The 26,031-nt window shown below is 53.4% G+C and carries 24 protein-coding genes and 2 tRNA genes; 7 read left to right on the top strand and 19 right to left on the bottom strand.

Annotation, left to right across the window (positions count from 1 at the left end; genetic code table 11):
• Positions 1 to 91 precede the first annotated feature (91 nt).
• The gene (gene gppA, locus MUU51_RS01045; protein WP_258966915.1) at positions 92 to 1,573 is read left to right on the top strand and encodes a guanosine-5'-triphosphate,3'-diphosphate diphosphatase; all 1,482 of its coding nucleotides are present in this window, start codon (positions 92 to 94) and stop codon (positions 1,571 to 1,573) included.
• Here the strand turns inward: gppA and rep are convergent, their stop codons facing one another.
• Complete coding sequence (gene rep / locus MUU51_RS01040; protein WP_258966914.1) at positions 1,574 to 3,595, bottom strand: DNA helicase Rep; 2,022 nt, start codon at positions 3,593 to 3,595, stop codon at positions 1,574 to 1,576.
• 208 nt (positions 3,596 to 3,803) lie between these two features.
• Here rep and ppiC point away from each other — a divergent pair, with 208 nt between their 5' ends.
• Entirely contained in the window at positions 3,804 to 4,085 is a 282-nt protein-coding gene (gene ppiC, locus MUU51_RS01035; RefSeq protein WP_159761646.1) for a peptidylprolyl isomerase PpiC, read from the top strand.
• Positions 4,086 to 4,167: 82 nt separating this feature from the next.
• Here ppiC and ilvC read toward each other — a convergent pair whose 3' ends face one another.
• The gene (ilvC, locus tag MUU51_RS01030) at positions 4,168 to 5,643 is read right to left on the bottom strand and encodes a ketol-acid reductoisomerase (protein ID WP_159776722.1); all 1,476 of its coding nucleotides are present in this window, start codon (positions 5,641 to 5,643) and stop codon (positions 4,168 to 4,170) included.
• A 150-nt stretch (positions 5,644 to 5,793) separates the two neighbouring features.
• Between ilvC and ilvY the strand changes: the two genes are divergently transcribed.
• The 3 genes from ilvY to dhaL all read left to right on the top strand — a co-directional run bounded on the left by ilvY (position 5,794) and on the right by dhaL (position 8,513).
• Positions 5,794 to 6,702: an HTH-type transcriptional activator IlvY gene (ilvY, locus tag MUU51_RS01025; protein ID WP_159776721.1), complete on the top strand. Its 909-nt coding sequence runs from the start codon at positions 5,794 to 5,796 to the stop codon at positions 6,700 to 6,702.
• A gap of 175 nt (positions 6,703 to 6,877) precedes the next feature.
• Complete coding sequence (locus MUU51_RS01020) at positions 6,878 to 7,882, top strand: dihydroxyacetone kinase subunit DhaK (RefSeq protein ID WP_258966913.1); 1,005 nt, start codon at positions 6,878 to 6,880, stop codon at positions 7,880 to 7,882.
• A gap of 1 nt (position 7,883) precedes the next feature.
• Positions 7,884 to 8,513, top strand: a complete 630-nt coding sequence (dhaL, locus tag MUU51_RS01015) for a dihydroxyacetone kinase subunit DhaL (RefSeq protein ID WP_159776719.1) — start codon at positions 7,884 to 7,886, stop codon at positions 8,511 to 8,513.
• 98 nt (positions 8,514 to 8,611) lie between these two features.
• On the opposite strand, the gene MUU51_RS01010 is transcribed toward dhaL, so the two are convergent.
• The 14 genes from MUU51_RS01010 to ilvL form a co-directional block, all read right to left on the bottom strand.
• A complete protein-coding gene (locus tag MUU51_RS01010; protein WP_159776718.1) occupies positions 8,612 to 8,878 on the bottom strand; it encodes an HPr family phosphocarrier protein in 267 nt (88 codons plus the stop codon).
• A 15-nt stretch (positions 8,879 to 8,893) separates the two neighbouring features.
• Positions 8,894 to 9,535 carry a dihydroxyacetone kinase family protein gene (locus MUU51_RS01005; RefSeq protein WP_258966912.1) on the bottom strand — a complete coding sequence of 214 codons (642 nt, stop codon included), beginning with the start codon at positions 9,533 to 9,535 and terminating at the stop codon, positions 8,894 to 8,896.
• 9 nt (positions 9,536 to 9,544) lie between these two features.
• A complete protein-coding gene (locus MUU51_RS01000; protein ID WP_258966911.1) occupies positions 9,545 to 10,555 on the bottom strand; it encodes a dihydroxyacetone kinase subunit DhaK in 1,011 nt (336 codons plus the stop codon).
• Between the two features lie 50 nt (positions 10,556 to 10,605).
• Positions 10,606 to 11,268, bottom strand: coding sequence for a class II aldolase/adducin family protein (locus tag MUU51_RS00995; RefSeq protein ID WP_159776715.1), 663 nt, complete (start codon positions 11,266 to 11,268; stop codon positions 10,606 to 10,608).
• A 103-nt stretch (positions 11,269 to 11,371) separates the two neighbouring features.
• Positions 11,372 to 13,435 carry a BglG family transcription antiterminator gene (locus MUU51_RS00990; protein WP_258966910.1) on the bottom strand — a complete coding sequence of 688 codons (2,064 nt, stop codon included), beginning with the start codon at positions 13,433 to 13,435 and terminating at the stop codon, positions 11,372 to 11,374.
• Positions 13,436 to 13,504: 69 nt separating this feature from the next.
• On the bottom strand, positions 13,505 to 14,905 hold the full coding sequence (locus MUU51_RS00985) for a PTS galactitol transporter subunit IIC (protein ID WP_159776714.1): 1,401 nt from the start codon (positions 14,903 to 14,905) through the stop codon (positions 13,505 to 13,507).
• A gap of 38 nt (positions 14,906 to 14,943) precedes the next feature.
• Positions 14,944 to 15,228 carry a PTS sugar transporter subunit IIB gene (locus MUU51_RS00980; protein WP_159776713.1) on the bottom strand — a complete coding sequence of 95 codons (285 nt, stop codon included), beginning with the start codon at positions 15,226 to 15,228 and terminating at the stop codon, positions 14,944 to 14,946.
• 4 nt (positions 15,229 to 15,232) lie between these two features.
• The gene (locus MUU51_RS00975) at positions 15,233 to 15,745 is read right to left on the bottom strand and encodes a PTS sugar transporter subunit IIA (RefSeq protein WP_258966909.1); all 513 of its coding nucleotides are present in this window, start codon (positions 15,743 to 15,745) and stop codon (positions 15,233 to 15,235) included.
• 243 nt (positions 15,746 to 15,988) lie between these two features.
• Positions 15,989 to 17,533, bottom strand: coding sequence for a threonine ammonia-lyase, biosynthetic (gene ilvA, locus MUU51_RS00970; RefSeq protein WP_258964547.1), 1,545 nt, complete (start codon positions 17,531 to 17,533; stop codon positions 15,989 to 15,991).
• Positions 17,534 to 17,535: 2 nt separating this feature from the next.
• A complete protein-coding gene (gene ilvD, locus MUU51_RS00965; RefSeq protein WP_258966908.1) occupies positions 17,536 to 19,386 on the bottom strand; it encodes a dihydroxy-acid dehydratase in 1,851 nt (616 codons plus the stop codon).
• A 56-nt stretch (positions 19,387 to 19,442) separates the two neighbouring features.
• The gene (locus MUU51_RS00960; RefSeq protein WP_159776709.1) at positions 19,443 to 20,375 is read right to left on the bottom strand and encodes a branched-chain amino acid transaminase; all 933 of its coding nucleotides are present in this window, start codon (positions 20,373 to 20,375) and stop codon (positions 19,443 to 19,445) included.
• A gap of 17 nt (positions 20,376 to 20,392) precedes the next feature.
• Positions 20,393 to 20,656, bottom strand: coding sequence for an acetolactate synthase 2 small subunit (gene ilvM, locus MUU51_RS00955; RefSeq protein WP_097164576.1), 264 nt, complete (start codon positions 20,654 to 20,656; stop codon positions 20,393 to 20,395).
• Positions 20,653 to 22,299, bottom strand: coding sequence for an acetolactate synthase 2 catalytic subunit (ilvG, locus tag MUU51_RS00950; protein ID WP_159776708.1), 1,647 nt, complete (start codon positions 22,297 to 22,299; stop codon positions 20,653 to 20,655). Before ilvG ends, ilvM begins: the two co-directional genes overlap by 4 nt.
• Positions 22,300 to 22,438: 139 nt before the next feature.
• Positions 22,439 to 22,537 carry an ilv operon leader peptide gene (gene ilvL, locus MUU51_RS00945; RefSeq protein ID WP_001311244.1) on the bottom strand — a complete coding sequence of 33 codons (99 nt, stop codon included), beginning with the start codon at positions 22,535 to 22,537 and terminating at the stop codon, positions 22,439 to 22,441.
• A gap of 328 nt (positions 22,538 to 22,865) precedes the next feature.
• Here ilvL and MUU51_RS00940 point away from each other — a divergent pair, with 328 nt between their 5' ends.
• Complete coding sequence (locus MUU51_RS00940; protein ID WP_258966907.1) at positions 22,866 to 24,386, top strand: YifB family Mg chelatase-like AAA ATPase; 1,521 nt, start codon at positions 22,866 to 22,868, stop codon at positions 24,384 to 24,386.
• 25 nt (positions 24,387 to 24,411) lie between these two features.
• On the opposite strand, the gene MUU51_RS00935 is transcribed toward MUU51_RS00940, so the two are convergent.
• A complete protein-coding gene (locus MUU51_RS00935; protein WP_258966906.1) occupies positions 24,412 to 24,750 on the bottom strand; it encodes a MaoP family protein in 339 nt (112 codons plus the stop codon).
• Between the two features lie 118 nt (positions 24,751 to 24,868).
• Between MUU51_RS00935 and hdfR the strand changes: the two genes are divergently transcribed.
• On the top strand, positions 24,869 to 25,690 hold the full coding sequence (gene hdfR / locus MUU51_RS00930) for an HTH-type transcriptional regulator HdfR (RefSeq protein WP_258966905.1): 822 nt from the start codon (positions 24,869 to 24,871) through the stop codon (positions 25,688 to 25,690).
• A 92-nt stretch (positions 25,691 to 25,782) separates the two neighbouring features.
• On the opposite strand, the gene MUU51_RS00925 is transcribed toward hdfR, so the two are convergent.
• Positions 25,783 to 25,858 (bottom strand) — tRNA-Trp (locus MUU51_RS00925).
• A gap of 53 nt (positions 25,859 to 25,911) precedes the next feature.
• Positions 25,912 to 25,988, bottom strand: a tRNA-Asp gene (locus MUU51_RS00920).
• Between the last annotated feature and the right edge of the window lie 43 nt (positions 25,989 to 26,031).

Raw genomic sequence — 26,031 nt, 5'->3', positions numbered from 1 at the left:
GCAGGCCTATGGCATACACAAAATCCTCCAACCTGTATCACGGCACCAAGAGTATGAATCCAACGCAGAGACAGGTTGAAGGATGAAGTGTATGAACGCCTCTTCGCTATACGCAGCAATAGATCTCGGTTCCAATAGTTTTCATATGCTGGTTGTGCGCGAAGTGGCGGGGAGCATTCAGACCCTGACACGCATTAAGCGCAAGGTCAGGCTGGCCGCCGGATTGAACAGCGATAACACGTTGTCGCCAGAAGCCATGGAACGAGGCTGGCAATGCCTGCGTTTGTTTGCCGAACGTTTGCAAGATATCCCGCACGCACAAATCCGTGTCGTGGCAACCGCCACGTTGCGTCTGGCCGTTAACGCCGATGCCTTTCTTGCCAGAGCACAGAAAATCCTCGGTTGCCCGGTGCAGGTGATCAGTGGCGAAGAAGAAGCGCGCCTGATTTATCAGGGCGTGGCGCACACCACCGGGGGCGACGATCGCCGTCTGGTGGTGGATATCGGCGGAGCCAGTACTGAACTGGTGACCGGCACAAGTGCCCAAACCACCTCTCTTTTCAGCCTGTCGATGGGCTGCGTAACCTGGCTCGAACGCTTCTTTACTGACCGAAATCTCGAACACGCCCATTTTGATGCCGCCGAGCAGGCCGCACGCGAAGTGCTGCGTCCAGTCGCCGACGAACTTCGTCAGCACGGCTGGAAAATCTGCGTAGGCGCATCCGGTACCGTTCAGGCGTTGCAGGAAATCATGATGGCGCAGGGCATGGATGAACGCATTACGCTCGCCAAGCTGCAACAGCTCAAACAACGCGCGATTCAGTGTGGTCGTCTGGAAGAGCTCGAGATTGAAGGCCTGACGCTCGAACGGGCGTTGGTGTTCCCAAGCGGACTGGCCATTTTACTGGCCATTTTCAGCGAACTGGATATCCAGTGCATGACCCTCGCGGGTGGCGCCCTGCGCGAAGGTCTGGTTTACGGCATGCTGCATCTGTCTGTCGATCAGGACATTCGCAGCCGTACGCTGCGTAATATTAAGCGGCGTTTTATGGTCGATACCGAACAGGCTCAGCGCGTGGCGCAGTTAGCCTCTCATCTCGTCGATCAGTGTGAGAAAAGCTGGGAAATTGAACCGTTAAGCCGTGATTTACTGCTTAGCGCCTGCCATCTGCACGAAATTGGCCTGAGCGTCGATTTCAAACAGGCCCCGCAGCATGCTGCCTATCTGGTGCGCAATCTTGATCTCCCCGGCTTTACGCCTGCGCAGAAAAAGCTGCTGGCAACGCTGGTGCTCAATCAAACTAACCCCGTCGACCTGCCCTCGCTGCATCAGCAAAATGCCGTTCCGCCGCGCGTAGCCGATAGGCTTTGCCGTTTGCTGCGCCTGGCTATCCTGTTTGCAGGCCGCCGCCGGGACGACCTGCTGCCAGACATTGCGCTTAGCGTGGAAGGGGAAACGTTGACCCTGACGCTGCCGTCAGGCTGGCTGGCGAACCATCCGCTCGGTGCGGAACTGGTATTGCAGGAAAGCCAGTGGCAGAGTTATGTCCACTGGCCATTGATCGTCGACTAACTATTTCGCCTTCGCTTTGGCCAGCATGGCTTTAATGTTGGCGACATTCGCCTGCCCTTTGTGCATCCGCTCTTCCGGCGACACCACCTTACGCTCCTGCTCCCAGATGATATCGTCCTGCGGTAACTCCAGCAGAAAACGGCTCGGCTCCGGACGCACCAGCTCGCCGTACTGACGACGCTCTTTGCACAGCGTAAAAGTCAGCTCTTTCTGCGCACGAGTGATCCCTACGTAGGCCAGGCGGCGCTCTTCATCGACGTTATCTTCGTCGATACTGCTCTGATGCGGGAGCAGACCCTCTTCCATCCCCACCAGATACACATACGGGAACTCCAGACCCTTTGACGCGTGCAGCGTCATCAGCTGGACCTGATCGAGATCTTCGTCGCTTTCGCCACGTTCCATCATGTCGCGCAGGGTGAAACGGGTAACGACCTGCGTCAGCGTCATCGGCTCTTCCAGGTCAGAGCCTTCGAGCATTTCCGTCATCCAGCCAAACAGGGTGTTGACGTTTTTCATGCGCATTTCAGCCGCTTTCGGACTTGGCGAGGTTTCAAACAGCCAGGACTCGTAGTCGATGCCGTGAATCAGATCGCGTACCGCCGCGATAGGTTCGCGCTCCGCCAGACGCTGAACTTCACCCAGCCAGTGAGTAAATCGGGTCAGAGATTCATAGCCGCGCCCGGTCAGCGTTTGCGTCAGTCCCATATCAAAACTGGCGGCAAACATACTTTTACTGCGGGTGGTTGCCCATTCACCCAACTTCTGTAACGTTGCGGGACCAATTTCCCGCTTCGGCGTATTCACGATCCGCAGAAATGCGCTGTCATCATCCGGGTTGGTCAGCACACGCAGATAGGCGAGCAGGTCCTTGATTTCAGGACGCGAGAAAAATGACGTTCCGCCAGAAATACGGTACGGAATACGGTTTTGCATCAGAAGCTTTTCAAACACCCGCGACTGGTGGTTACCGCGATAGAGGATCGCATAATCCTTATAGGCCGTTTTATTGATGAAGTGATGAGCGATCAGTTCGCCAGCGACGCGTTCAGCTTCGTGTTCTTCGTGATTCGCGCTCAGTACTTTGAGTTCTGCGCCATAGCCCAATTCAGAAAAGAGTTTCTTTTCAAAAACGTGCGGGTTATTGGCAATCAGGATGTTGGCCGCTTTCAGAATACGTTCAGAAGAACGGTAATTCTGCTCGAGCTTAATTACCTGCAGTTTCGGGAAGTCCTGGCTCAACAGCACCAGGTTTTGCGGGCGCGCACCACGCCAGGAGTAAATCGACTGGTCGTCATCGCCCACCACCGTAAACCGTGCCCGGCTGCCCACCAGCAGTTTCACCAACTCGTACTGGCTGGTGTTGGTATCCTGATATTCATCCACCAGCAGATAACGAATCTTGTTCTGCCAGCGCTCGCGCACTTCTTCATTGCGTTGCAGCAGCAGCGTCGGCAGCAGGATCAGATCGTCGAAATCCAACACATTGCAGGCTTTCATGTGCGCATCGTACAGCCCGTAGCAGTGAGCAAAAATACGATCGCGCTCGCCATTAGCCTGCGCCGCGGCTTGTTGCGGCGTCATCAGATCGTTTTTCCAGTTGGAGATCGTCGAGATCAGCTGCTGAAGCACCACTTTATCGTCGTCAATCAGCCCTTCCGTGAGCTCTTTCAGTAGCCCAACCTGATCGGTATCGTCGAACAGGGAAAAGTTGGATTTCATCCCCAGTGCAGCAAACTCGCGTTTAATGATTTCCAGCCCCAGGGTATGGAACGTGGAGATCATCAGGCCGCGTGCCTCTTTACGCTCTATCGTCTGTGCGACACGTTCTTTCATTTCGCGCGCGGCTTTGTTGGTAAAGGTCACAGCGGCGATATGCTTCGCCTGATAGCCACACTGATGGATCAGGTGCGCAATTTTATTGGTGATCACGCGCGTCTTGCCCGATCCCGCTCCCGCCAGCACCAGGCAGGGTCCGGTGACGAATTCGACGGCTTGTTGTTGTCCGGGATTTAAACGCATAGGGTCACTCAATGTAAAACGGGAGGGCCGAAACATACCCAAACTCATTCAGGTTGCAGGAAGGCGGCAAACGAGAGAATCCCGATGAGCTTACTCAAGTAAGTGATTCGGGTGAACGAGAGCAGCCAACATACCTGCAACGTGAAGGACGACGGGTATAGAGCGTGGTAGTATAGCGAGCCTGAACCATACCACTCAAGGCACGATCATGGCAAAAACAGCAGCAGCAATGCATATCCTTGTAAAGGAAGAGAAACTGGCTCTGGATCTTTTAGAGCAGATCAAAAACGGCGGCGATTTTGAGAAGCTGGCGAAGAAGCACTCCACCTGTCCGTCAGGCAGAAAAGGCGGTCATTTAGGCGAATTCAAACAGGGCCAGATGGTTCCGGCGTTTGATAAAGTGGTCTTCTCTTGCCCGGTGCTGGAGCCTACTGGCCCGCTGCACACCCAATTCGGTTACCACATCATCAAGGTGCTGTACCGTAACTAATAAAAAGCCCGGCGGCGCTAAGCGCTGGCCGGGCCTACGAATGAGTAGGTCGGGTAAGCGAAGCGCCACCCGACACAATTTTTTAGCTTGCTACCGCAATACGCTTCATATCTTTCATATAACCGCGCAGTTTCTTGCCAACGGTTTCAATCTCGTGGCTGCGAATCGCTTCGTTCACATCACGCAGTTGAGCGTTATCTACCGCGCCTTCAGCAATCGCTTTACCCAGGTCGCCAGTTTGCAGCGTGGTCATGAACTCTTTCAGCAGCGGAACGCATGCGTAAGAGAACAGGTAGTTGCCGTACTCAGCGGTATCAGAGATAACCACGTTCATTTCATACAGACGCTTACGGGCGATGGTGTTCGCAATCAGCGGCAGCTCGTGCAGTGATTCATAGTAAGCAGACTCTTCGATGATGCCGGAATCCACCATAGTTTCGAATGCCAGCTCAACGCCCGCTTTCACCATTGCAATCATCAGCACGCCTTTATCGAAGTACTCCTGCTCGCTGATTTTACCGTCAAACTGCGGCGCAGTTTCGAACGCGGTTTTACCGGTCTCTTCACGCCAGGTCAGCAGTTTTTTATCGTCGTTTGCCCAGTCAGCCATCATGCCGGAGGAGAATTCGCCGGAGATGATGTCGTCCATGTGCTTCTGGAACAGCGGGGCCATGATTTCTTTCAGCTGCTCGGACAGCGCGAATGCACGGACTTTCGCCGGGTTAGACAGACGGTCCATCATCAGGGTGATACCGCCCTGCTTCAGCGCTTCGGTGGTGGTTTCCCAGCCGAACTGAATCAGTTTTTCTGCATAAGCCGGGTCAGTCCCCTCGGCCACCAGCTTGTCGAAGCACAGCAGAGAACCAGCCTGCAGCATACCGCACAGGATAGTCTGCTCACCCATCAGGTCAGATTTCACTTCTGCAACGAAGGAAGACTCGAGCACACCAGCACGATGACCACCGGTGGCAGCCGCCCAGGCTTTAGCAATCGCCATGCCTTCGCCTTTCGGATCGTTTTCCGGGTGAACGGCGATCAGCGTCGGTACACCGAAACCACGTTTGTACTCTTCACGCACTTCGGTACCAGGACACTTCGGCGCCACCATGACCACGGTGATGTCTTTACGGATCTGCTCGCCCACTTCCACGATGTTGAAGCCGTGGGAGTAACCCAGCGCGGCGCCATCTTTCATCAGCGGCTGTACGGAACGCACAACGTCTGAGTGCTGCTTATCTGGCGTCAGGTTAACAACCAGGTCTGCCTGTGGAACCAGCTCTTCGTAAGTGCCTACTTTGAAACCGTTTTCGGTCGCTTTACGCCATGACGCGCGCTTTTCAGCAATCGCTTCTTTACGCAGGGCGTAAGCGATATCCAGACCGGAGTCACGCATGTTCAGGCCCTGGTTCAGACCCTGCGCGCCACAGCCGACGATGACCACTTTTTTACCCTGAAGGTAGCTCGCGCCATCGGCGAATTCATCACGCGCCATGAAGCGGCATTTGCCCAGTTGTGCCAGCTGCTGGCGCAGATTCAGTGTATTAAAGTAGTTAGCCATGGTGATACCTCGTGATGTTGTACTGTCTTATTGTTCGGTTCGCGTTTTGCGAGATTGAACCCACATTACAACAGGAAATTCATTGCGGAAATTGATATATTCACAACATCACGTTGCAATTTATGCAATATAAAATCGAGGGGTGTTTCTGTGGATTTACGCGATCTGAAAACTTTCCTGCATCTGGCGGAAAGTCGCCACTTTGGCCGCAGCGCGCGAGCGATGCACGTCAGTCCTTCCACGCTTTCGCGACAAATTCAGCGACTGGAAGAAGATCTTGGGCAAGCGCTGTTTGTGCGCGATAACCGTACCGTGACCCTCACCGAAGCCGGTGAAGAACTGCGCACCTTCGCGCAACAAACGCTGTTACAGTATCAGCAGCTGCGTCACACCATCGATCAGAAAGGGCCGTCGCTCTCCGGCGAACTGCATCTGTTTTGTTCGGTGACCGCCGCCTACAGCCATTTACCACCAATTCTGGACCGCTTCCGCGCGGAGCATCCTTCCGTGGAAATCAAACTCACCACCGGCGATGCTGCCGATGCGATGGAAAAAGTGGTAACCGGCGAGGCGGATTTAGCCATTGCCGGGAAACCGGAAACGCTCCCCGGCGCCGTGTCGTTTTCGATGCTGGAGAATTTGGCGGTAGTGCTGATTGCCCCGGCGCTCGCCTGCCCGGTACGCACGCAGGTGGCGCAGGAGAAACCCGACTGGTCAACGGTGCCGTTTATCATGGCCGATCAAGGCCCGGTACGCCGCCGCATTGAGCTGTGGTTCCGTCGCCATAAAATCAGCAATCCGTCGATTTACGCCACCGTCGGCGGTCATGAAGCGATGGTGTCGATGGTGGCGCTCGGCTGCGGCGTGGCACTTATCCCTGAAATCGTGCTGGAAAACAGCCCTGAACCGGTGCGCAATCGCGTGATGATCCTCGAGCGCAGCGACGAAAAAACCCCGTTTGAGCTCGGCGTGTGCGTACAAAAAAAGCGGCTACATGAGCCGCTAGTGAATGCGTTCTGGAATATTGTTCTGAAGAGAAAAGTCGAAGAAGGTATGTAAGCCTTCTCAGCCAGCCGAATCGATCGACGTCATCATTTCAGTGGCCCCGTGACATGCGACCTTAAATCATGCCCCTTTCCCTGGAGATTAATTGGTATCAAAGGCGCCAGGTCCGAAGGGGCGCTGCGGGTAAAATCATCGTTAAAGAAACTGTACCTTACAAAAGGAAGCGACGATGCATAAACCCAAAAAGATTTTCAATAGCACCGATAATATCCGCAGCGAAATCATCGAGGGGCTGGTGTATGCCGGGCAGGGTAAAATTAATGCCATAGCGGAATACTGCGCGGTCTACCGCACAATGGGATCCAGTGCGCAAACTGTTATTGTCAGCGGCGGTGGCAGCGGCCACGAACCAACCTTCGCCGGTTTTGTCGGTGAAGGCGGCATTGATGCCTGTGCGATAGGCGAAGTTTTCACCTCCCCTTCTCCCGATCAGATAATCGAAGTCAGCCGGGCGGTTCATCAGGGCAATGGCGTGCTGTTCCTCTATGGCAACTATTCAGGCGATGGCATGAATTTCGACATTGCCGCAGAAATCCTTGCCGAAGAAGGTATTGAGTGCCGAACCGTACGCGCCACCGACGATATCGCCTCTGCGCCCCCTGAAAGACTCTCTGACCGCCGCGGCGTCGGCGGCCTGGCGTTTTTGTATAAGCTGACTGGGGCTGCGGCTCAGTTTGAGCACTATACGCTGCCAGAACTTGAAACGCTGGCGCAAAAGGCGAATCACAATACCCGCACGATTGGCGTGGCGCTGAGTGGCTGTGCGTTGCCGCAGTCCGATGCCTTTAACTTCACGCTGGAGGATAACGAAATTGAACTGGGTATTGGTATTCACGGCGAACCGGGGCTGTGCCGCATCCCGTTGCCGCGTACCGCCGGGCTGGTTGAGATGATGGTAGAGCGTCTGTGTGCCGATCTGCCATTTGTCCAGGGCGACAGAGTCTGTGTCTGCGTTAACAACCTGGGCGCGCTGAGCAACACCGAGTTGATGGTGGTCACGCGTCAGGTCGGCCTCTCGCTGGAAGCTCGCGATATCGCCACCTGGGATGTGCAGGTTGGCCACTTCTGTACCTCACTGGAAATGTCCGGTTTTTCGCTGAGCCTGCTGCGCCTGGATGATGAAATGCAGCGTCTGTACGACTATCCCATCAACACCCTGGGCTGGAGAAAATAAGATGGATACCCGACAATTCACCGACTGCTTGCTGTACGTTTCTGAAGCGATGATCGCCAGTGAACCACGCCTGACCGCGCTCGATCAGGTGATCGGCGATGGCGATCACGGAATCGGCATTAAACGTGGCTTTACCGCGTTGAAAACCCTGTTGAGCACACCGGGGTTTGCTGCTGTTGATATTGGCGACTGCCTGTTGCAAAGCGGCACCCGCCTGATGACCAGTATGGGAGGCGCATCCGGCGCTATCTTTGGGACGCTATTCCGTGCGGGCGGCAAAGCGCTGGCCGGCCACACGGAATTTGACGCGGCAACGCTCGCCGATTGGCTGGCTGCAGGCATGCAGGCCATCCACCAGCGTGGCGGCGCATTGCCGGGAGATAAAACCATGGTCGATGCACTGGCCGCCGCCGCCGAACGCGCCAGAATAGAGAGTGAGCGACCTTTAGCAGAAGCACTTACACACTGCGCGCAGGCAGCAATGGCGGGCGCAGAGGGAACCAGCACGATGGTCGCCCGCTTTGGCCGCGCTAAAAACCTTGGCGAACGAGCGATTGGCCACTGCGATCCGGGGGCCGTATCGATGGCGCTGATCCTGCAATTTATGGATGAGTTCGCTAACCGTCTGTAGCCCGAATGCCCATAAACCCGGCACGTTGCCGGGTTTATGGGTCTGAAAAACGAGTCCCCGGACTCAACGCTGACGCGACTCGTCCGGGGCTCCCCTGTCTAATCAAAACCAAAACCTTCCGCAAACAATACCTTCAGCCTCGCCATCGCTTCTTGCTCATCGCTGCCGTTACAGATGATCTCCAGCGATCCCTGACCTTTAATCCCCGCACCAAGGATGCTCATAATGCTTTTTCCTTTGATGGTTTTCCCGTTGTAGATCATCTCGATCCGCGATTGGTACTGCGCGCAGACTTTGGCCAGTACGCCAGCCGGACGGGCATGAATACCGTGTTGATTGCTGATCCTCACCCTTTCTTTCAACATAATCACCGTCCTTTCTTACTGCCCTTCCCGCGGGCAAATAACCTGAACAAAGTTAAAGTAGCCCTGTATGAGCAGTTGAGCGACCATCGCGCCGGGATCGACAAAACTCCGTGAGCGCTCGCCATGAATGGCCGCACGACCATGTTTCGCCACCATGGTTGTCGTCTGGAGTACGCCCTGTTGTGCTTGTCGTAAAGCCTCCCGCGCCTGCGTCAGTGGATCTGCAGGGCTGTTCAGCGCCGCCAGGGCCGGTACCATGCCATCAAGAAACGTTTTTTCGCCAGGCTGCGCTTTGCCGCGCTGCTGTACGCCGTCATACCAGGCCTGGAAAAATGTGCCCACCTCTTCCGGGGCCATCGTTTCCCGCGCTTTAAATACCCTGCCGGCCTGCATCAGTCCTGAAGCCATGAGCGTGCCCATGGTAGAGGGTACCGCCGCAGCCATCGCCTTGCCCGTCAGATAGAAAAAACGTCCCAGATCGCGTTCGTTACTATGCTGAGCGCAGGCATATGCTGCGGCAAAACCATCGCTCATGGTCAGCCCCAGGTCGCCATCGCCCACAACACTGTCCAGTTCGGTCAGCATCGGTTTATTACTCATCATCACCTGTGCCCACTGTGCAAAAAGCTGCCGCAACGCTTGTGTATCCCACGTCATAACACCTCCTTAAGCGGGAAATTGTCGGAACATTGGCGTATCGACGCCAGCATTAAGCAGCACTTTGAGTTCCTCATCCACTGGCATCAGGCTGATGGACATCCCCGTCATCTCCATTGCGGTGGCGAATTCACCCACCCACACCCGGAACACACGGAGGTTGCTGTCAGCCAGAATCTGATTCACATGGAGATACATCAGATACAGTTCTTCCAGCGGCGTCGCCCCGAGACCGTTAATCAGCACCGCCACTTCATCACCCTGCTGACAAGGAGAATCTGCCAGTAGCCAGGACATCAACTCTTCGGCAATCTGTTCTGCATTCAGCTGCGGGCCACGACGGATCCCACTCTCACCGTGGATACCCATGCCAATTTCCATCTCATTGTCGCCAAGATGAAAACCCGGCTTGCCGATGCGCGGTACGATGCATGGAGACAGCGCCACGCCCAGCGTGCGCACACTATCAGCGGCTTTTTGCGCAATGCGCCGCACAGCGGCCAGGTCATCCATTCTCGCCGCCGCCGCACCGGCGCATTTGTAGACGAAAAAGATGCCCGCAACACCCCGCCGCGTAGTGACCCCCTCGCCAGCGACAGCGCCCGCCGAGTCGTCAGCCACGACCACGGTAGCGGTGCGAACATCACTCTCCATCGCAGCCATTTCCGCTGCCATATCAAAATTAAAAATATCACCGTTGTAGTTGCCATACAGGTACAGTACGCCCGCCCCGCCATCCACCGCCTGTGTGACGGCCAGGATTTGCTCAGGCGATGGCGACTGAAAGACATCGCCGATCGCACAACCATCCAGCATCCCCTCACCGACATAACCGAGAAACAAGGGCAGATGTCCGGAACCTCCGCCAGTCACAATGCCAACCTTCCCCGACACCGGGTGCGCGGAGGCTAAACAGTGCAGGTCATCATTGACGCAGCGGAAGCGATCGGGGTGGGCCAGGTAGATCCCTTCCAGCATCTGCGGGATAAAATCCTCTGCCTGATTAATAAACTTCTTCATGCCTTCTCTCCATGATGACTCGCCCGGCCGGGCGAGAGACGAAAAGTTGTCTAGCGGGCAAACTTAATCTGGGACGGATACTCCCAGCGCTGCAGCTCTTCCGGTGCGAAAGACTCTGGCTCTTTGCCGCCGTTGATCATCAGCGCGTGGTAGTAAATCTGTGCCATCTCTTCGAGATAGGCGGATTTCAACACCGCTTCGTACGGATCGTTATCCACCCCAATCGCGCCATGTTTTTCCATCAGGATGGCATCCGCACGTTTAATAGGCTCGATGACGCTATTCGACAGCGCCGTCGTTCCCGGGCGGCCATACGGCGCGACCGGGATCACCCCATCTTTCAGATTGAGAATGGCGCATTCGTATACCACTGCAGGAATCGATTTGTTCAACACGGCAAATGACGTGGCGTAAAGAGAGTGAGTATGGGAGATGGCAAAAACGTCCGGACGCGTTTTATAAATCTCAATATGCATCAGGCATTCACTGGTGGGGCGTAAACCGGCTTCGCTTTCAATGACATTAGCCTCAACATCCATAACCACAATATCCCTTGGCGTTAAATGCATTTTATCAATGGTGGTTGGGGTCACCAGAATAAGCCCAGTGTCTTTATCCCGCACGCTGGAATTACCGGCTTTGTGTTTACACAGCCCCCATTGTTGCGCGGTTCTGGCCATTTCAACGACATTTTTCTTTTGAATTTCCAACATAATGTTTATCCTATTTACAGTGTTAAGGGTGAGTGTTATCCCGGCAGTCATCGCCGTGAAATAGCGTTGCAATATATGAGCTACAACGGAGTTCAATAATTAATTAATGTTGGCGTGCAATTTCCATTATCAGGGCATGCTCATCTCGCGCCTGACGAATAACATTCACGCCATCATAAAATTCGAGAAATTCATTTAATTGAGCTAAAGCCTTTACGTGTTTTTGCGGATTATGGGTGGCCAGAACAATAATAATATCGGCATGCATATAATCGGCGAAGGCGATTTTACGCGGTAAGCGTAGCAGCGCCATACCGGTTTCCAGGGCACCGTCATCAATGCCAGCATGCGCAATAATGACGCCGTCAGCCAGCATAATATAGGGCTGCTCTTCAGCAATTTTATTGAGCATAATTTGCACGTAGCGCGGCTCAATGACGCCCGTTCGCAGCAACGACGCTGACGCCTGGGTAATCGCCTGCTGCCAGCTATCAGGCAGTTCGGCGGCAAAATGGACGTGCGCCCGGCTGAGCAGATCGGTTAAGGATGGCGTCGGCGGCTCAAAACTGCCCACGGCACTGATGGCGTTGTTTTCCGCGTAAATATAGCTGGCAAGCGCCCTCTGTAGCCCCTGGTGATCGATGATGTTGCCAAAACGCTCGAAAATCAGCAGCAACTGCTCAATCTGAATAATATTCGGATCCACGCCCTGCAAGGCGCTGAGTACATGATTGCGGAAAGCGCTTTTGTGGATACTGCTGATCGAGGAATTCACCACAAACACCATCTTGTTGGTATTCAGGTGGGTGGTGGAGAATACGACATCGTAATGACCGGTGTAACGCTCAAACTCTCGACGGGACAGCATCTGGGTGAAATGCAGCTCGGGAAACAACACTTGCAGGGTCAGGAACAGGTAGGTCGAAATCGTGGCGCTGTTCTCGCAGACCACCACTGCCGTTTTCTGCAGATTAATTTGGTGAATAACGCCCTCTCGCGTCAACCAGCCACCAAATAATACAGTCAGAAACGCCATCTCTTCGTCCGGAATTTCACAATGCAAAAGTTTCTCAAACGGCACTGACGCCCGGCGCACCATTTCATGCAGGTGACTAAACTCTTTCACCACCAAATCGTGAACACTACTGGTGTTAAGCAGATGATAACGAATACGATAATACGCAGGCTTCCAGTGCTGATAGATTTTTTCAATCAGCTCATTTTTCTCTTTAATCGTGACACAACTTATTTTCTCAAAATTATCGACTACCGCCACTACGCTATCAAGTAACATGGTGTCCAGATGAAAATATTTGTCCGCAACACTCTGAACATTCGAACTCTGGATCAGTGCCGTCAGGAAAATCAGTTCATTTTCGCTATTAATATTGATTTTACTGATAACGCTTTGCATCAGAGTAAATGCTCTGCTTCGACTAATATCAGCATAACTACCCGGAATATGAACCAGATCTTTACCCGATTTAATACGGTGGAGGACAAAGCAGATAAAATAAATAAGTTCCTGAAGTTGACGATCGGTAAATTGAATTTTAAAGCGTTTTTCTATTTCACTAAAAACGTTACCGACCTTCTCCAGGTGCTCGCTCATCACGTTGTGATATTGGGCGATGATATTTTTCGCCACCGGAATTTCCAACACACGGCGTAAACAGTTCAACAGCAGATAGCGCTTTTCCAGTTCCTCACCGAGAACATGATAACCATTTCCCCGATCGTAACTGACCTCCAGTCCGTGTTCGATAACCTCGATACGCACTTTTTTCAGGTCATTGATGATCGTGTTCTGGCTCACTCCCAGCGATGAGGAGAGGTGCAGCAGCGATAACCTTTCACTGCGTGTCAGCAGCATGAAAATGATCATCTGCCCCCGCTCTTCTTCCGAAAACAGATAGCGGTGTTCAATCACTGAGGTCTGATTCTGACGAAAGTACTCAATCACATGACGCGGGATGTGTAATTTCCCTGTCTTCAGCCGATTAATGCGATCAAAGTGATTCGATTCCAGATAGTCATTCACTTTTTTCAACGTATAGCTCAGTTGCTTACGCGTCAGGCAAAACTGTTCTTCAAGTTTCGTCCCCGTAATGCTGGGGTCGTTCACAATGGCATCCAGAACTTCGACAACGCGTTTATCCATAGCCATGCCCATTCTCCTGCGAAGAAAAAATCTGGCGACGGAGCATGCCGCCAGAGATCAACGTGAATTCCAGTGTTACACCTGCACCTTCTCCTGCTGTTGCGCTTCCCGCTGAGCCAGAGCACTTTCACGGCGCAATTCACGGGAGTAGAAGAAGTAGCCACAGGCCCACCAGGCAGCAAACAGCAGCGGGAGAAAATGACCTTCCAGGAATTTAAACAGGAAGGAGAACGCCCAGGTAAAGACCGGCGCATCAATCGAGCTGTTTGAAATCAACTGGCCCGCAGGAATGGTTATCGCTTTAGTCGCCAGCCCCAGATCGGTAATCATCGGTGCAAACTGTGTCCCCACGAACAGGAAAAACGGCACGCCGATGATGCTCAGGATCACCATGCGCAGGGTGTTACCACGAGTGACCAGGTATGCCGGGACGATCAGCGCAATATTGATGATGCCCGCGAAGGGCAGAATCTTGTTACCTGGCAGGATCAACGCCCACAGCAGCGTAAACGGAATGGCCACGATGATGGCAAACCAGATTTCACTCGCCCCTCCCATAAACGGCCAGTCGATACCGACAAACAGCTTACGTCCGGAGAATTTCTTGTTCATGTAATCGCTTATCGCCTCTGAGATAGGCGACAGCGCCTGCATAAAGAGCTTGGAAATCATCGGGAACAGAACCAGGGCCGTCGACGCCTGTACACCCAGCATTAACGTTTTAGCCACGCTATAGCCTGCGATGGCCCCGAACAGGATCCCCAGAATAAAGCCGATGATGTGATTTTCAGCAAATACGCCGACCCTGGCGCGTAGTGCTGTAGCATCCATCGGTTTATTGCAGACCGGGATTTTGCGCAGCAGCAGATCGAAGGGGTAATAGATTGCGCCAAAGAACACCATCCGGTGGGTACAGGTGACGCCGGGGATCCCCGTCAGCTCCTCGATACGGTGCTGGTGAATATCGCCGGCATTCAGCTCCATAATGATCTGGAAGGCAGCGATCAGGAACGCCAGTACCAGGCTCCAGGCGGGACCGAACAATGGGGTGGTGACACTCACCACAATAAATGCAGTAAAGATCTTACCCCACACGTTCCAGAGGTCCGCATTAAAGGTATTGGTTTTATTCAGCATCAACATCACAATATTTACGCCAACCTGAAGCGGAAACATGGCGAACGCATAGGGCCACGCCCATGAGATATTCGCCATCGTCGTCCAGCCGCCGTCGACAATGCTGAGTTCAAGGCCGGTGCGTTTCATCATGGTCTGAGCAGCGATACCGATAGCATCAACCATAAAACCGATCAGCATACTCATACCAACAAATGCGACACCCAGCGTGATGGCTGCCGATGCCGCATCACGAAATTTCATTCGCACTGCCAGCCCGGCAAGTAGCATAATAAAGGGCACAAAAACCGGCGCGCCTAAATTCAAAATGTAATTTATGACTACACCCAGAAAGTCCATAGCACTTCTCCACTAAAATAATTATACGGATTAAAGAGCTACGCCTTATTACAGGCATCGATGACTTTTTGTAATTCCTGTTCCATCCCCATGCCAGTTAAGAATGCAATCCCGTTAATTACCGGGATAGGATATTGCTTATCAACTTTAGTAATGGCGATATAAGCAGCACTGTCTTTAATATGACTATCGAGGGATTTCAGGTCGATAACTTCAACTTTTATGTGTGTCTGATTTCGTTCATTTAATAAACGTGTGACTTTACTGGCAACCGTTTGTGAGGTAGCAACACCGCTTCCACAAGCAACAATGACTTTTTTCATTTTATCAATCCTTATCCAATTGCAGTCTTGATGTGAGGGTACTCAAAAAGGTATCTACATCTTCTATTTCACGTAGTGCCTGGATAACCTCTTCATCCGCAAGGCAATCCATCAGCTTTTGCAGCGCAGCCAGGTGGCTGCTATGGTCAATAAAACCCAGCAAAACAATAAAATGAACGTGCAATATGTTGTCATCATTGCCCATCTCATGCCAGGCAATAGGTTGTGACAACCGTGTCACGGAGATAAAGGGGCGGATTACGTGCTGAGGGTCAGTATGAGGGAGTGCTATCGCCACCGGTAATGTGGGTAAACCCGTTGGATAAACTTTTTCACGGGTGATTATCGCTTCAAGAAAAGAGTCCCGAACGTAGCCTTTCTCTTTAAGCAGTAAATATAATGAAGTAAAAAACACCGTGGAATTATTATAGTGCTTATCCAGAAAGGTGAATTGAGGTAGAAAATATTCACACTCCTGGACATTTTCATTCGGGGCATCACTTATATCCGTTCTCACCTGAATATCCTCTGCAGCCGTTATAAATTAACTACAGACAATACTAATGCAGGAAAAGTGGTCGGGCGACAAGTATTGCCCCCAAAAAATGAGCTAAGGCTGGCGCAACGTGGTGAGCGGTTTATTATGAATGGCATCACACTTTTGTCCCTGAAGGACGAATAATATCACGTGCTTTGTCATAAAAGAGAAAAGATATATGGCAGGGGATAACCTAAGCCAGGTATCCCCTTTTTATTAGGGTTAACCCGCAAGGAAGAACCTGAACGCCGGGTTATTGGTTTCATCGTGACATTCGTAGCCCAACTCGCTGAGTCGGGTTTCGAAATCCGGCTCGTGCTCGCCCAGCTCAAAACCGGCTAATACGCGGCCATAGTCAGTACCGTGGCTGCGATAATGGAACAATGAAATATTCCAGTGGGTGCCGAGAGTGTAGAGAAATTTCAGCAACGCGCCGGGCGATTCCGGGAATTCGAAGCTGTACAGACGTTCCTGCAACGGTTTTGAAGGACGCCCGCCGACCATATAGCGAACGTGCAGCTTCGCCATTTCATCGTCAGACAAATCCACCACACTGTAACCCCCGTCATTCAACAGGCCGAGGATCTCTTTGCGCTCTTCCAGGCCGCGGCTTAGACGCACGCCGACGAAAATACAGGCGTCTTTGGCATCGGCAAAACGGTAGTTAAATTCCGTTACCGAACGCCCGCCGAGCAGCTGGCAAAACTTGAGGAAGCTGCCTTTCTCTTCCGGGATAGTCACCGCCAGCAGCGCTTCACGCTGTTCGCCCAATTCGCAGCGTTCAGACACATAGCGCAATCCGTGGAAATTAACGTTCGCCCCGGACAGCACGTGCGCCAGGCGTTCACCGCGAATGTTGTGCTGCGCGATATACTTTTTCATCCCCGCCAGTGCCAGCGCACCAGACGGTTCCGCCACCGCACGCACATCTTCGAACAGGTCTTTCATTGCCGCACAGATAGCGTCGCTGTCGACGGTGACGATATCGTCGAGATACTCCTGGCACAGCCGGAAGGTTTCATCGCCAATACGCTTCACTGCGACGCCTTCGGCAAACAGCCCGACGCGGGGTAAATCGACCGGATGCCCGGCGTCCAGCGCCGCCTTCAGACAAGCAGAGTCTTCCGCTTCCACCGCGATCACTTTGATTTGCGGCATCAGCTGTTTGATAAGCACTGCGACCCCGGCCGCCAAACCGCCGCCGCCGACCGGCACGAATACGCGATCGAGATGCGCATCCTGCTGAATCAGCTCCAGCGCCAGCGTGCCCTGTCCGGCAATCACCATCGGGTGATCGAACGGTGGCACCCAGGTAAAGCCCTGCTGCTGCGCCAGTTCGATAGCTTTGGCCTTGGCCTCATCGAAATTCGCGCCATGCAGCAGCACTTCACCACCAAAACCACGCACCGCATCAACTTTGATATCCGCGGTCGCCACCGGCATCACAATCAGCGCTTTAATGCCCAGACGGGCCGATGAAAACGCTACGCCCTGGGCGTGATTTCCCGCAGAGGCAGTAATCACACCACACGCTTTTTGCTCTTCGGTCAAACTCGCCATCATCGCGTACGCACCGCGCAGCTTGAAGCTGTGAACCGGCTGACGGTCTTCGCGCTTCACCAGCACCACGTTGTCGAGACGCGCGGAGATTTTCTCCATTTTCTGCAACGGCGTGACCTGGACGGCTTCATAGACCGGCGCACGCAGCACCGCTCTGAGATATTCCGCCCCCTCAGGGGCGGTGGATAGCGGTTGGGATTCGGCCATGATTAGCCCCCAAGTTTGGATTTATCGCGCACTGCACCTTTGTCTGCGCTGGTCGCCAGGCTGGCGTAGGCACGCAGCGCGAAGGAAACCTGACGTTCGCGATTACGCGGAGTCCAGGCCTGATCGCCACGTGCGTCCTGCGCTTCGCGACGCGCCGCCAGTTCCTGATCGCTCAGCTGCAGCTGAATGCCACGGCTCGGAATGTCGATAGCAATCATGTCGCCGTCTTCAATCAGCGCGATGTTGCCGCCGCTTGCTGCTTCCGGTGAGACGTGGCCAATAGACAGGCCAGAAGTCCCGCCCGAGAAACGTCCGTCGGTGACCAGTGCACAAGCTTTACCGAGGCCCATCGATTTCAGGAAGGTGGTCGGATAGAGCATTTCCTGCATGCCCGGCCCACCTTTTGGCCCTTCGTAGCGGATAACGACTACGTCGCCAGCAACCACTTTGCCGCCGAGAATCGCTTCTACCGCGTCGTCCTGGCTTTCGTACACCTTAGCCGGGCCGGTGAATTTCAGATTGCTGTCGTCCACGCCTGCGGTTTTCACGATGCAGCCGTTTTCCGCGAAGTTACCGTACAGCACAGCCAAACCACCGTCCTGACTGTAGGCATTTTCCAGTGAACGGATACAGCCTTCGGCACGATCGTCGTCCAGCGTGTCCCAGCGGCAGTTCTGCGAGAAGGCCTGAGTGGTACGAATACCTGCCGGGCCTGCACGGAACATGGTTTTAACCGCATCATCTTTGGTCAGCATCACATCATACTGATCCAGCGTCTGCGGCAGTGACAGCCCGAGCACGTTTTTCACATCGCGGTTCAACAGCCCAGCACGGTCCAGCTCGCCGAGAATACCGAGGACGCCACCGGCACGGTGAACGTCTTCCATGTGATATTTCTGCGTACTTGGCGCGACTTTACACAGTTGCGGCACGTTGCGGGACAGCTTGTCGATATCACTCATGGAGAAGTCGATTTCCGCTTCCTGCGCGGCGGCCAGCAGGTGCAGAACGGTATTGGTGGAACCGCCCATGGCGATATCCAGCGTCATGGCGTTCTCAAACGCGGCTTTGCTGGCGATGTTCCGCGGCAGCGCAGACGCGTCGTCCTGCTCATAATAACGCTTGGTCAGCTCAACGATGCGCGTGCCGGCGTTGAGGAACAGGTCCTTACGGTCGGCGTGCGTTGCCAGCAGCGAGCCGTTGCCCGGCTGCGACAGGCCCAGCGCTTCAGTCAGGCAGTTCATCGAGTTGGCGGTGAACATGCCAGAACAGGAACCACAGGTCGGGCACGCGGAGCGCTCAATCTGTTCGCTCTGCTCGTCGGACACTTTAGGGTCCGCGCCCTGAATCATCGCATCAACCAGGTCCAACTTGATTATCTGATCGGAAAGCTTGGTTTTACCGGCCTCCATCGGGCCACCGGAAACAAAGATAACTGGAATGTTAAGGCGCAGAGATGCCATCAGCATCCCTGGGGTGATTTTGTCGCAATTGGAGATACACACCATTGCATCGGCGCAGTGGGCGTTCACCATGTATTCCACGGAATCGGCGATCAGCTCGCGTGAAGGCAGTGAATACAGCATGCCCCCGTGACCCATGGCGATACCATCATCGACGGCGATAGTGTTGAATTCTTTTGCCACACCGCCGGAGGCTTCGATTTGCTCAGCAACCAGTTTACCGAGGTCGCGCAAATGGACGTGGCCTGGCACGAACTGGGTAAACGAGTTCACAACGGCAATAATGGGTTTGCCGAAATCGGCATCTGTCATCCCGGTGGCGCGCCACAGCGCGCGGGCACCCGCCATATTACGGCCATGGGTGGTAGTGGCGGAACGATACTTAGGCATGCTCTGTTTACTCCCGTCTATCTGTTAAATGGGACGGTGCGTGCCGTCCCATTGTTTTATTTCGGATTAACTTGATCCAACCAGCCCCATTTATCTTCGGTTTCACCGGTAAAGAGGCCAAAGAATGCTTGCTGAATGCGTTTGGTGACCGGGCCACAACGGCCTTCACCCACCTGAATGCCGTCGACGCTGCGAACCGGCGTGATTTCCGCCGCGGTGCCGGACATGAACACTTCGTCAGCCAGATACAGCGACTCGCGGGACAGCACCTGCTCGCGAACTTCGATATTGAGGTCTTTCGCCAGCTTGATGATGGCATCACGGGTAATGCCCGGCAGCGCGGAAGAGGTAAACGGCGGCGTGAACAGAATGCCATCTTTCACTTCGAACAGGTTCTCGCCTGCGCCTTCAGAGATATAGCCGTTCACATCCAGCGCGATCCCTTCCTGGTAGCCGTGACGACGCGCTTCGCTACCGACCAGTAATGAGGAAAGGTAGTTCCCGCCTGCTTTTGCTGCGGTTGGGATGGTGTTCGGCGCCACACGATTCCAGGAAGACACCATTGCGTCGATCCCTTGGTCCAGCGCTTCTGCGCCGAGGTATGCACCCCAAGGGAAAGCAGCAATGATAACGTCAGTGTTATAACCGTCTGGCGGGTTCACGCCCATACCGACATCGCCAACGAATACCAGAGGACGAATGTAGGCGCTGGTCAGGTTGTTTTTACGAATAACATTACGGCAGGCTTCCATCAGTTCATCGACGCTCTGAGAAACCGGGAAACGATAAATTTTGGCTGAATCATGCAGACGCTGCATGTGTTCACGATGACGGAACACCACCGGGCCTTTGTGAGAATCGTAGCAACGGATGCCTTCGAAGACGGATGTCCCGTAGTGCAGGGCATGGGACATCACGTGCACCTTCGCTTCACCCCATGGAACCATCTCACCGTTAAACCAGATGTAATCAGCTTTTTTCGTCGTCATTGTTCTTCCTTTTGCGCTCAAGCGCGGATTTGTTGTGATGATGTTGTTCGTTGCTGGATTTCGACGCGGGCGACGTCTACCAGTTTGCTTAACTGGCTAAACAGTAATTCGACTGGACGAAGGCTGGCAACGGTCAATTCAATATTTATGTTCTGGGCGTCAGTGGCGGTTTCCATATTCATGGCACAAATTTGAAAGCCACGATGGCGTACCACACGCAAAACGCGCTCTAACGTTTCCGGATTGAAGCGGGCTTGAACGGCAACCTGATGATGCATCATGATAATTTCTCCAGCATTTCTGCATTACTGGCACCCGGCGGTACCAGCGGCCAGACGTTTTCGAGTTCGTCGATTGAGACATGAAGCAGGTATGGCCCGGCGCTGTTCAGCATGGTGTCGAGAGCCGCTTCAACCTGGTCTTTACGGGTAATGTGCTGGCCAGGAATGCCAAAGGCGCTGGCCAGTACGAGGAAATCAGGGTTATCGGTGAGGGTAGTTTCGCTGTAGCGCTCCTGGAAAAAGAGCTGCTGCCATTGACGAACCATTCCCAGGCGCTGGTTATCGAGGATGACAATCTTCACCGGCAGCTGCTTACGCTTCACGGTGCCGAGTTCCTGCACGTTCATCATGAACGAACCATCACCGGAAATGCAGATAACGGTATCGTCCGGACGCGCAACCTGCGCGCCCACAGCCGCAGGCAGGCCAAAGCCCATCGTGCCTAATCCGCTGGAGGTGATGAAATTTTCCGGACGGGTGTAAGTCATGTGCTGTGCCGACCACATCTGATGCTGGCCGACATCGGTGGTCACCACGCTATTAGCCGGTTTGCGATCGGACAGCTGCTTGAGCAGTAACGGCGCGTAAATGGCCTCACCCGGATGGTCGTAGCGCCAGGCGTTGTCAGCACATAATTCCGCAGTGTGTTTACGCCAGGCATCGATATTCAACGGCTGTTGCAGCGCAGGTAACAGCGCATTCAAATCTGCCTGAAGACCCACGTGAACCTGACGCAGCTTGTTCAGTTCCGCCGGGTCGATATCCATATGAATGACTTTCGCATTCGGGGCAAAAGTATTCAGCTTGCCGGTCACGCGGTCATCGAAGCGCGCGCCGACGGCAATCAGTAGATCACACTGCTGCACTGCCAGGTTGGCCGCTTTCGTGCCGTGCATGCCCAGCATCGCCAGGTAATACGGATAGTCAGCATCTACAGCTCCCAGCCCTTTCAGCGTGCAGGTGACGGGCATTTGCGTAACCGCGATAAACTCGCGCAGGGCAGGAACCGCCTGCGCCATCCCGACGCCACCGCCGACGTACAGTATCGGCTGGCTGGCCTGGGCTATCATCTGGCGAGCCATTTCAACGTCTTCGAACGGAAAAGCAGTTTCATCTTCAACAGTGGAAAAATGCGGTTCAAGTGCAGCGCTGGAGACCTGAATGTCTTTCGGGATATCAACCAGAACCGGTCCAGGACGGCCTGAGTTTGCCACAAGGAAGGCTTCGGCCATAACGCGTGGCAGCTCTTCCAGCGACTGCACCAGGAAACTGTGTTTGGTGCAGGCCAGTGATAAACCGAGAACGTCCACTTCCTGAAAAGCATCAGTGCCGATAAACGAGGAAGCAACCTGCCCGGTGATGGCTACGACCGGGACGGAATCCAGCAGCGCATCAGCAAGGCCGGTGATGAGGTTGGTGGCTCCAGGGCCGGAAGTGGCCATACACACACCGGTTTTACCCGTTGCGCGGGCATAGCCAATCGCCGCCATTGCCGCGCCCTGCTCGTGGCGACACAGCAGATGTTCCACACCGCCGTCGTACAACGCATCGTAGATAGGCATTATGGCGCCGCCCGGATAGCCGAATACGGTCTCGACTCCCTGCGCTCGCAACGCATGTACCACCCACTGAGCCCCATTCATAGTCACTTCCCCGTTGCTTTTCGCGAGAAACAGAATTTTATGCTAATAGCCATACTCTGTTCCTCATTGGTTTTTTGCAGTCATAAAAAAACCCCCGGACCTTTCGGTGCGGGGGTCTTAGTTCGTTAAGGCTTGTTTTCTAAGCCTTTCCTCTTCCAAGTGCAGCCCCGCACGGTGGGATAATAATCACCACCACGCTAATCACGACCAGGCTAATCACTCGTAGAAGGGCTGTCATTTTCTGTACTTTCTGGCTTCTTGTTCGAAGGAATACCTAAAGAGTTAACACAGACACGAAGAACAATACAAGATTTTTTTATGATGCTTTTTCTGATCGCGCTAACGATATTGGTAAAAAGTATTGTTTTTTATAAGAAATAACTGAGATGAAAATTCTTCATTACATGAAGGCCGTCCGGCGATAGCTATTTTTCTCGAACATGCTTCCAATTGAATGCAATGGTAATGAAATACCCCGAAAATCACCTGATACATGCCCGTAAAAAATGACTTTGCTCGTTGCCGTGCTTACGTAACGCGACATACTGACTTTTCACGGAGGCACTATGTCATTGGCGATTATTTATACACGGGCCGCATTGGGGGTAAACGCCCCTCTCATCACCGTGGAAGTGCATATCAGTAACGGATTACCTGGCTTAACTATGGTGGGTTTACCGGAAACAGCAGTGAAAGAGGCACGCGATCGGGTCAGGAGCGCGATAATCAATAGCGGGTATGAATTTCCTGCAAAGAAGATAACCATCAACCTGGCGCCGGCCGATTTGCCCAAGGAGGGCGGACGATACGATTTGCCTATCGCAATTGCGCTTCTGGCAGCGTCTGAGCAGCTCAATACAACCAGACTTAACCAATATGAGCTTATCGGCGAACTCGCGCTTACGGGCGCGCTACGTGGAGTTACCGGTGCCATTTCCGGTGCGATGGAAGCCATCAGTGCAGGCCGACAAATTATTGTGGCCGCAGAGAATGCCCCTGAGGTTGGTCTGATTGGTGGAACAGACTGTTTCATTGCCAGCCATTTGCAGGAGGTTTGTGCTTTTCTTGAGGGACGTATCTCATTGCCCTATCCCGAAATGCTGGAAGACATACCCATGGCCACAGAGGCCGACATCAGCGATGTTATAGGCCAACAGCAGGGAAAGCGCGCGCTCGAAATCGCCGCCGCAGGCGGACATAACTTGCTGCTTGTGGGACCACCGGGTACCGGCAAAACGATGCTGGCCAGCCGGTTACCGGGCATTCTGCCCTCTCTGAGCAGCCAGGAAGCCCTGGAGAGTGCGGCAATCCTCAGCTTGACCAGTGCGGGGCATCTTCACCAACAATGGCGTAAGCGCCCATTCCGCTCGCCTCATCACAGTGCATCAATTACGGCGATGGTCGGTGGTGGTACGATCCCCGCACCAGGGGAAATTTCGTTAGCGCACAATGGCATTCTGTTTCTCGATGAACTCCCTGAATTCGAACGCAGGGTGCTGGATGCCCTGCGTGAACCCATTGAGTCAGGAAAAATTCATATTTCCCGGACTCGGGCAAAAATTACCTATCCGGCGCGTTTCCAACTCATTGCCGCCATGAATCCCAGCCCGACGGGACACTATCAGGGCAATCATAACCGCAGCTCTCCGGAGCAAATCCTGCGTTACCTGGCGCGCCTGTCGGGGCCTTTTCTCGATCGCTTTGATCTCTCACTGGAGATCCCGCTTCCTCCTCCAGGTCTTCTGAGCCAACGGCCTGAAAAAGGTGAAAGCAACTCGATAGTGAAGACCCGCGTCATTGCCGCACAGCAGATACAGTTATCTCGCCAAGGGAAGCTCAACGCCCTTCTCGAGAACAATGAGATTAAAATCTGGTGTGAATTACAGGAGGAGGACGCTGTATGGCTGGAACAGGCTTTAGCCCAATTAGGGTTATCGATCCGGGCCTGGCAGCGGTTAATTAAAGTTTCGCGGACTCTGGCCGATCTTGCCGGAGCGGAAAAGATAACGCGGGTACATTTACAGGAAGCATTGGGATATCGGGCAATTGAAAGGTTACTGATTCATCTACAGAAGATGATGGCGTAAAAAAGGGGCTTTAGCCCCTTTCTTATTAATCGTCGCTTTCGGTGTAGTCTTCCGCACCTTCTGTCTGTGGCTTACCACCAGACAGCGTGTGAAAACGTTTTGGCCGTTTGATTCGCGCCATGTATTTGATCCATACGCGTTCAATCTCGGTTGCCGGTTCACGTTCGCCACGGCATACCGCGACAAACTGCTTTTCGTCATCCGTCACGGGCTCACGGTGACCCAGTTCCAGCTCATTAAACGCATAACCGTGGCGCTCCAGCAGTTGGGCTTCTTTAATGGTGAAATCACCATGACGAGAGAACCCACGCGGATAATTTTTATTGTCAAAAAAACGATTAGTCGTCGTAAAGCTTTCCGCCATCCTACACGCTCCTAATTCTTTGGCTGAGCTATTTATGGCGCGGAGTATTAGTTACGCTTGACAGAGCGTCAAACAAAACATTTAAATCAACACGACAAATAATTTTGCGGAGAAGTTTGTGGATACGGAATTGCTAAAGACTTTCCTTGAAGTGAGCCGAACACGCCACTTCGGGCGTGCGGCAGAAGCGCTATACCTGACGCAATCAGCCGTCAGCTTTCGTATTCGTCAGCTTGAGAACCAACTAGGTGTGAATCTTTTCACCCGACATCGTAACAATATCCGTCTGACAGCGGCCGGTGAGAAGCTTCTTCCCTATGCCGAAACGCTGATGAGTACCTGGCAATTGGCGCGTAAGGAAGTGGCCAATACATCACGCCATAATGAGTTTTCTATTGGTGCCAGCGCCTCGCTGTGGGAATGCATGCTCAATAGCTGGCTGGGGCGACTCTATCCGACACACAACACGTTGCAGTTCGAGGCCCGTATCGCTCAGAGGCAATCGTTGGTTAAACAGCTTCATGAGCGTCAGTTAGATCTCCTGATTACCACTGAAGCCCCTAAAATGGACGAGTTCAGCAGCCAGTTGCTGGGACATTTCACGCTGGCACTCTATTGTTCGAGCCCTTCTCAGGTCAAAGCGAATCTGAACTATCTGCGACTGGAGTGGGGCCCGGACTTCCAACAGCATGAGGCAGGGATTATTGCACCAGATGACATTCCGCTGCTGACAACCAGTTCGGCGGAGCTGGCGCGGCAACAACTCATGCCGCTTGAAGGCTGCTCCTGGTTACCAATGATTTGGGCAAAAGAGAAAGATGGGTTACATACCGTTGCTGACAGTGCGACGCTTTCGCGACCGTTATATGCTATTTGGCTTCAGAACAGTGATAAGCAGGCACAAATTCGAGAGATTTTGAAGGTTACCGTGCTCGAATAAGGAGTTTGAGTATTTACTATGAGAGGTGGCGGATGAAAATCCGCTAAATTTTAGACAAAAAAAATCCTTTGCCGAAGCAAAGGATCATTATATGGCAGGGGCGGAGAGACTCGAACTCGCGACACCCGGTTTTGGAGACCGGTGCTCTACCAACTGAGCTACGCCCCTAAATGACGCTTATTATTAAGCCCGCAATAAAGCAGGCTTAATTTTCTAATAAGTGGCGGAACGGACGGGACTCGAACCCGCGACCCCCTGCGTGACAGGCAGGTATTCTAACCGACTGAACTACCGCTCCACCGAATTTCTTTACAACAACCGGTTTTATGCCCCGGTCTGAC

The organism is Scandinavium manionii, from assembly GCF_024764775.1.
Taxonomy (GTDB): Bacteria; Pseudomonadota; Gammaproteobacteria; order Enterobacterales; family Enterobacteriaceae; genus Scandinavium; species Scandinavium manionii.
This window is presented reverse-complemented; position numbering and strand designations above follow the sequence as displayed.

What these genes read in the sequence shown, in the direction of transcription:
- gppA (WP_258966915.1), top strand. Translation starts at nt 92, where the DNA reads ATGAACGCCTCTTCGCTATACGCAGCAATAGATCTCGGTTCCAATAGT.
- rep (WP_258966914.1), bottom strand. Translation starts at nt 3,595, where the DNA reads ATGCGTTTAAATCCCGGACAACAACAAGCCGTCGAATTCGTCACCGGA.
- ppiC (WP_159761646.1), top strand. Translation starts at nt 3,804, where the DNA reads ATGGCAAAAACAGCAGCAGCAATGCATATCCTTGTAAAGGAAGAGAAA.
- ilvC (WP_159776722.1), bottom strand. Translation starts at nt 5,643, where the DNA reads ATGGCTAACTACTTTAATACACTGAATCTGCGCCAGCAGCTGGCACAA.
- MUU51_RS01020 (WP_258966913.1), top strand. Translation starts at nt 6,878, where the DNA reads ATGCATAAACCCAAAAAGATTTTCAATAGCACCGATAATATCCGCAGC.
- dhaL (WP_159776719.1), top strand. Translation starts at nt 7,884, where the DNA reads ATGGATACCCGACAATTCACCGACTGCTTGCTGTACGTTTCTGAAGCG.
- MUU51_RS01010 (WP_159776718.1), bottom strand. Translation starts at nt 8,878, where the DNA reads ATGTTGAAAGAAAGGGTGAGGATCAGCAATCAACACGGTATTCATGCC.
- MUU51_RS01005 (WP_258966912.1), bottom strand. Translation starts at nt 9,535, where the DNA reads ATGACGTGGGATACACAAGCGTTGCGGCAGCTTTTTGCACAGTGGGCA.
- MUU51_RS01000 (WP_258966911.1), bottom strand. Translation starts at nt 10,555, where the DNA reads ATGAAGAAGTTTATTAATCAGGCAGAGGATTTTATCCCGCAGATGCTG.
- MUU51_RS00995 (WP_159776715.1), bottom strand. Translation starts at nt 11,268, where the DNA reads ATGTTGGAAATTCAAAAGAAAAATGTCGTTGAAATGGCCAGAACCGCG.
- MUU51_RS00990 (WP_258966910.1), bottom strand. Translation starts at nt 13,435, where the DNA reads ATGGCTATGGATAAACGCGTTGTCGAAGTTCTGGATGCCATTGTGAAC.
- MUU51_RS00985 (WP_159776714.1), bottom strand. Translation starts at nt 14,905, where the DNA reads ATGGACTTTCTGGGTGTAGTCATAAATTACATTTTGAATTTAGGCGCG.
- MUU51_RS00980 (WP_159776713.1), bottom strand. Translation starts at nt 15,228, where the DNA reads ATGAAAAAAGTCATTGTTGCTTGTGGAAGCGGTGTTGCTACCTCACAA.
- ilvA (WP_258964547.1), bottom strand. Translation starts at nt 17,533, where the DNA reads ATGGCCGAATCCCAACCGCTATCCACCGCCCCTGAGGGGGCGGAATAT.
- ilvD (WP_258966908.1), bottom strand. Translation starts at nt 19,386, where the DNA reads ATGCCTAAGTATCGTTCCGCCACTACCACCCATGGCCGTAATATGGCG.
- MUU51_RS00960 (WP_159776709.1), bottom strand. Translation starts at nt 20,375, where the DNA reads ATGACGACGAAAAAAGCTGATTACATCTGGTTTAACGGTGAGATGGTT.
- ilvM (WP_097164576.1), bottom strand. Translation starts at nt 20,656, where the DNA reads ATGATGCATCATCAGGTTGCCGTTCAAGCCCGCTTCAATCCGGAAACG.
- ilvG (WP_159776708.1), bottom strand. Translation starts at nt 22,299, where the DNA reads ATGAATGGGGCTCAGTGGGTGGTACATGCGTTGCGAGCGCAGGGAGTC.
- ilvL (WP_001311244.1), bottom strand. Translation starts at nt 22,537, where the DNA reads ATGACAGCCCTTCTACGAGTGATTAGCCTGGTCGTGATTAGCGTGGTG.
- MUU51_RS00940 (WP_258966907.1), top strand. Translation starts at nt 22,866, where the DNA reads ATGTCATTGGCGATTATTTATACACGGGCCGCATTGGGGGTAAACGCC.
- MUU51_RS00935 (WP_258966906.1), bottom strand. Translation starts at nt 24,750, where the DNA reads ATGGCGGAAAGCTTTACGACGACTAATCGTTTTTTTGACAATAAAAAT.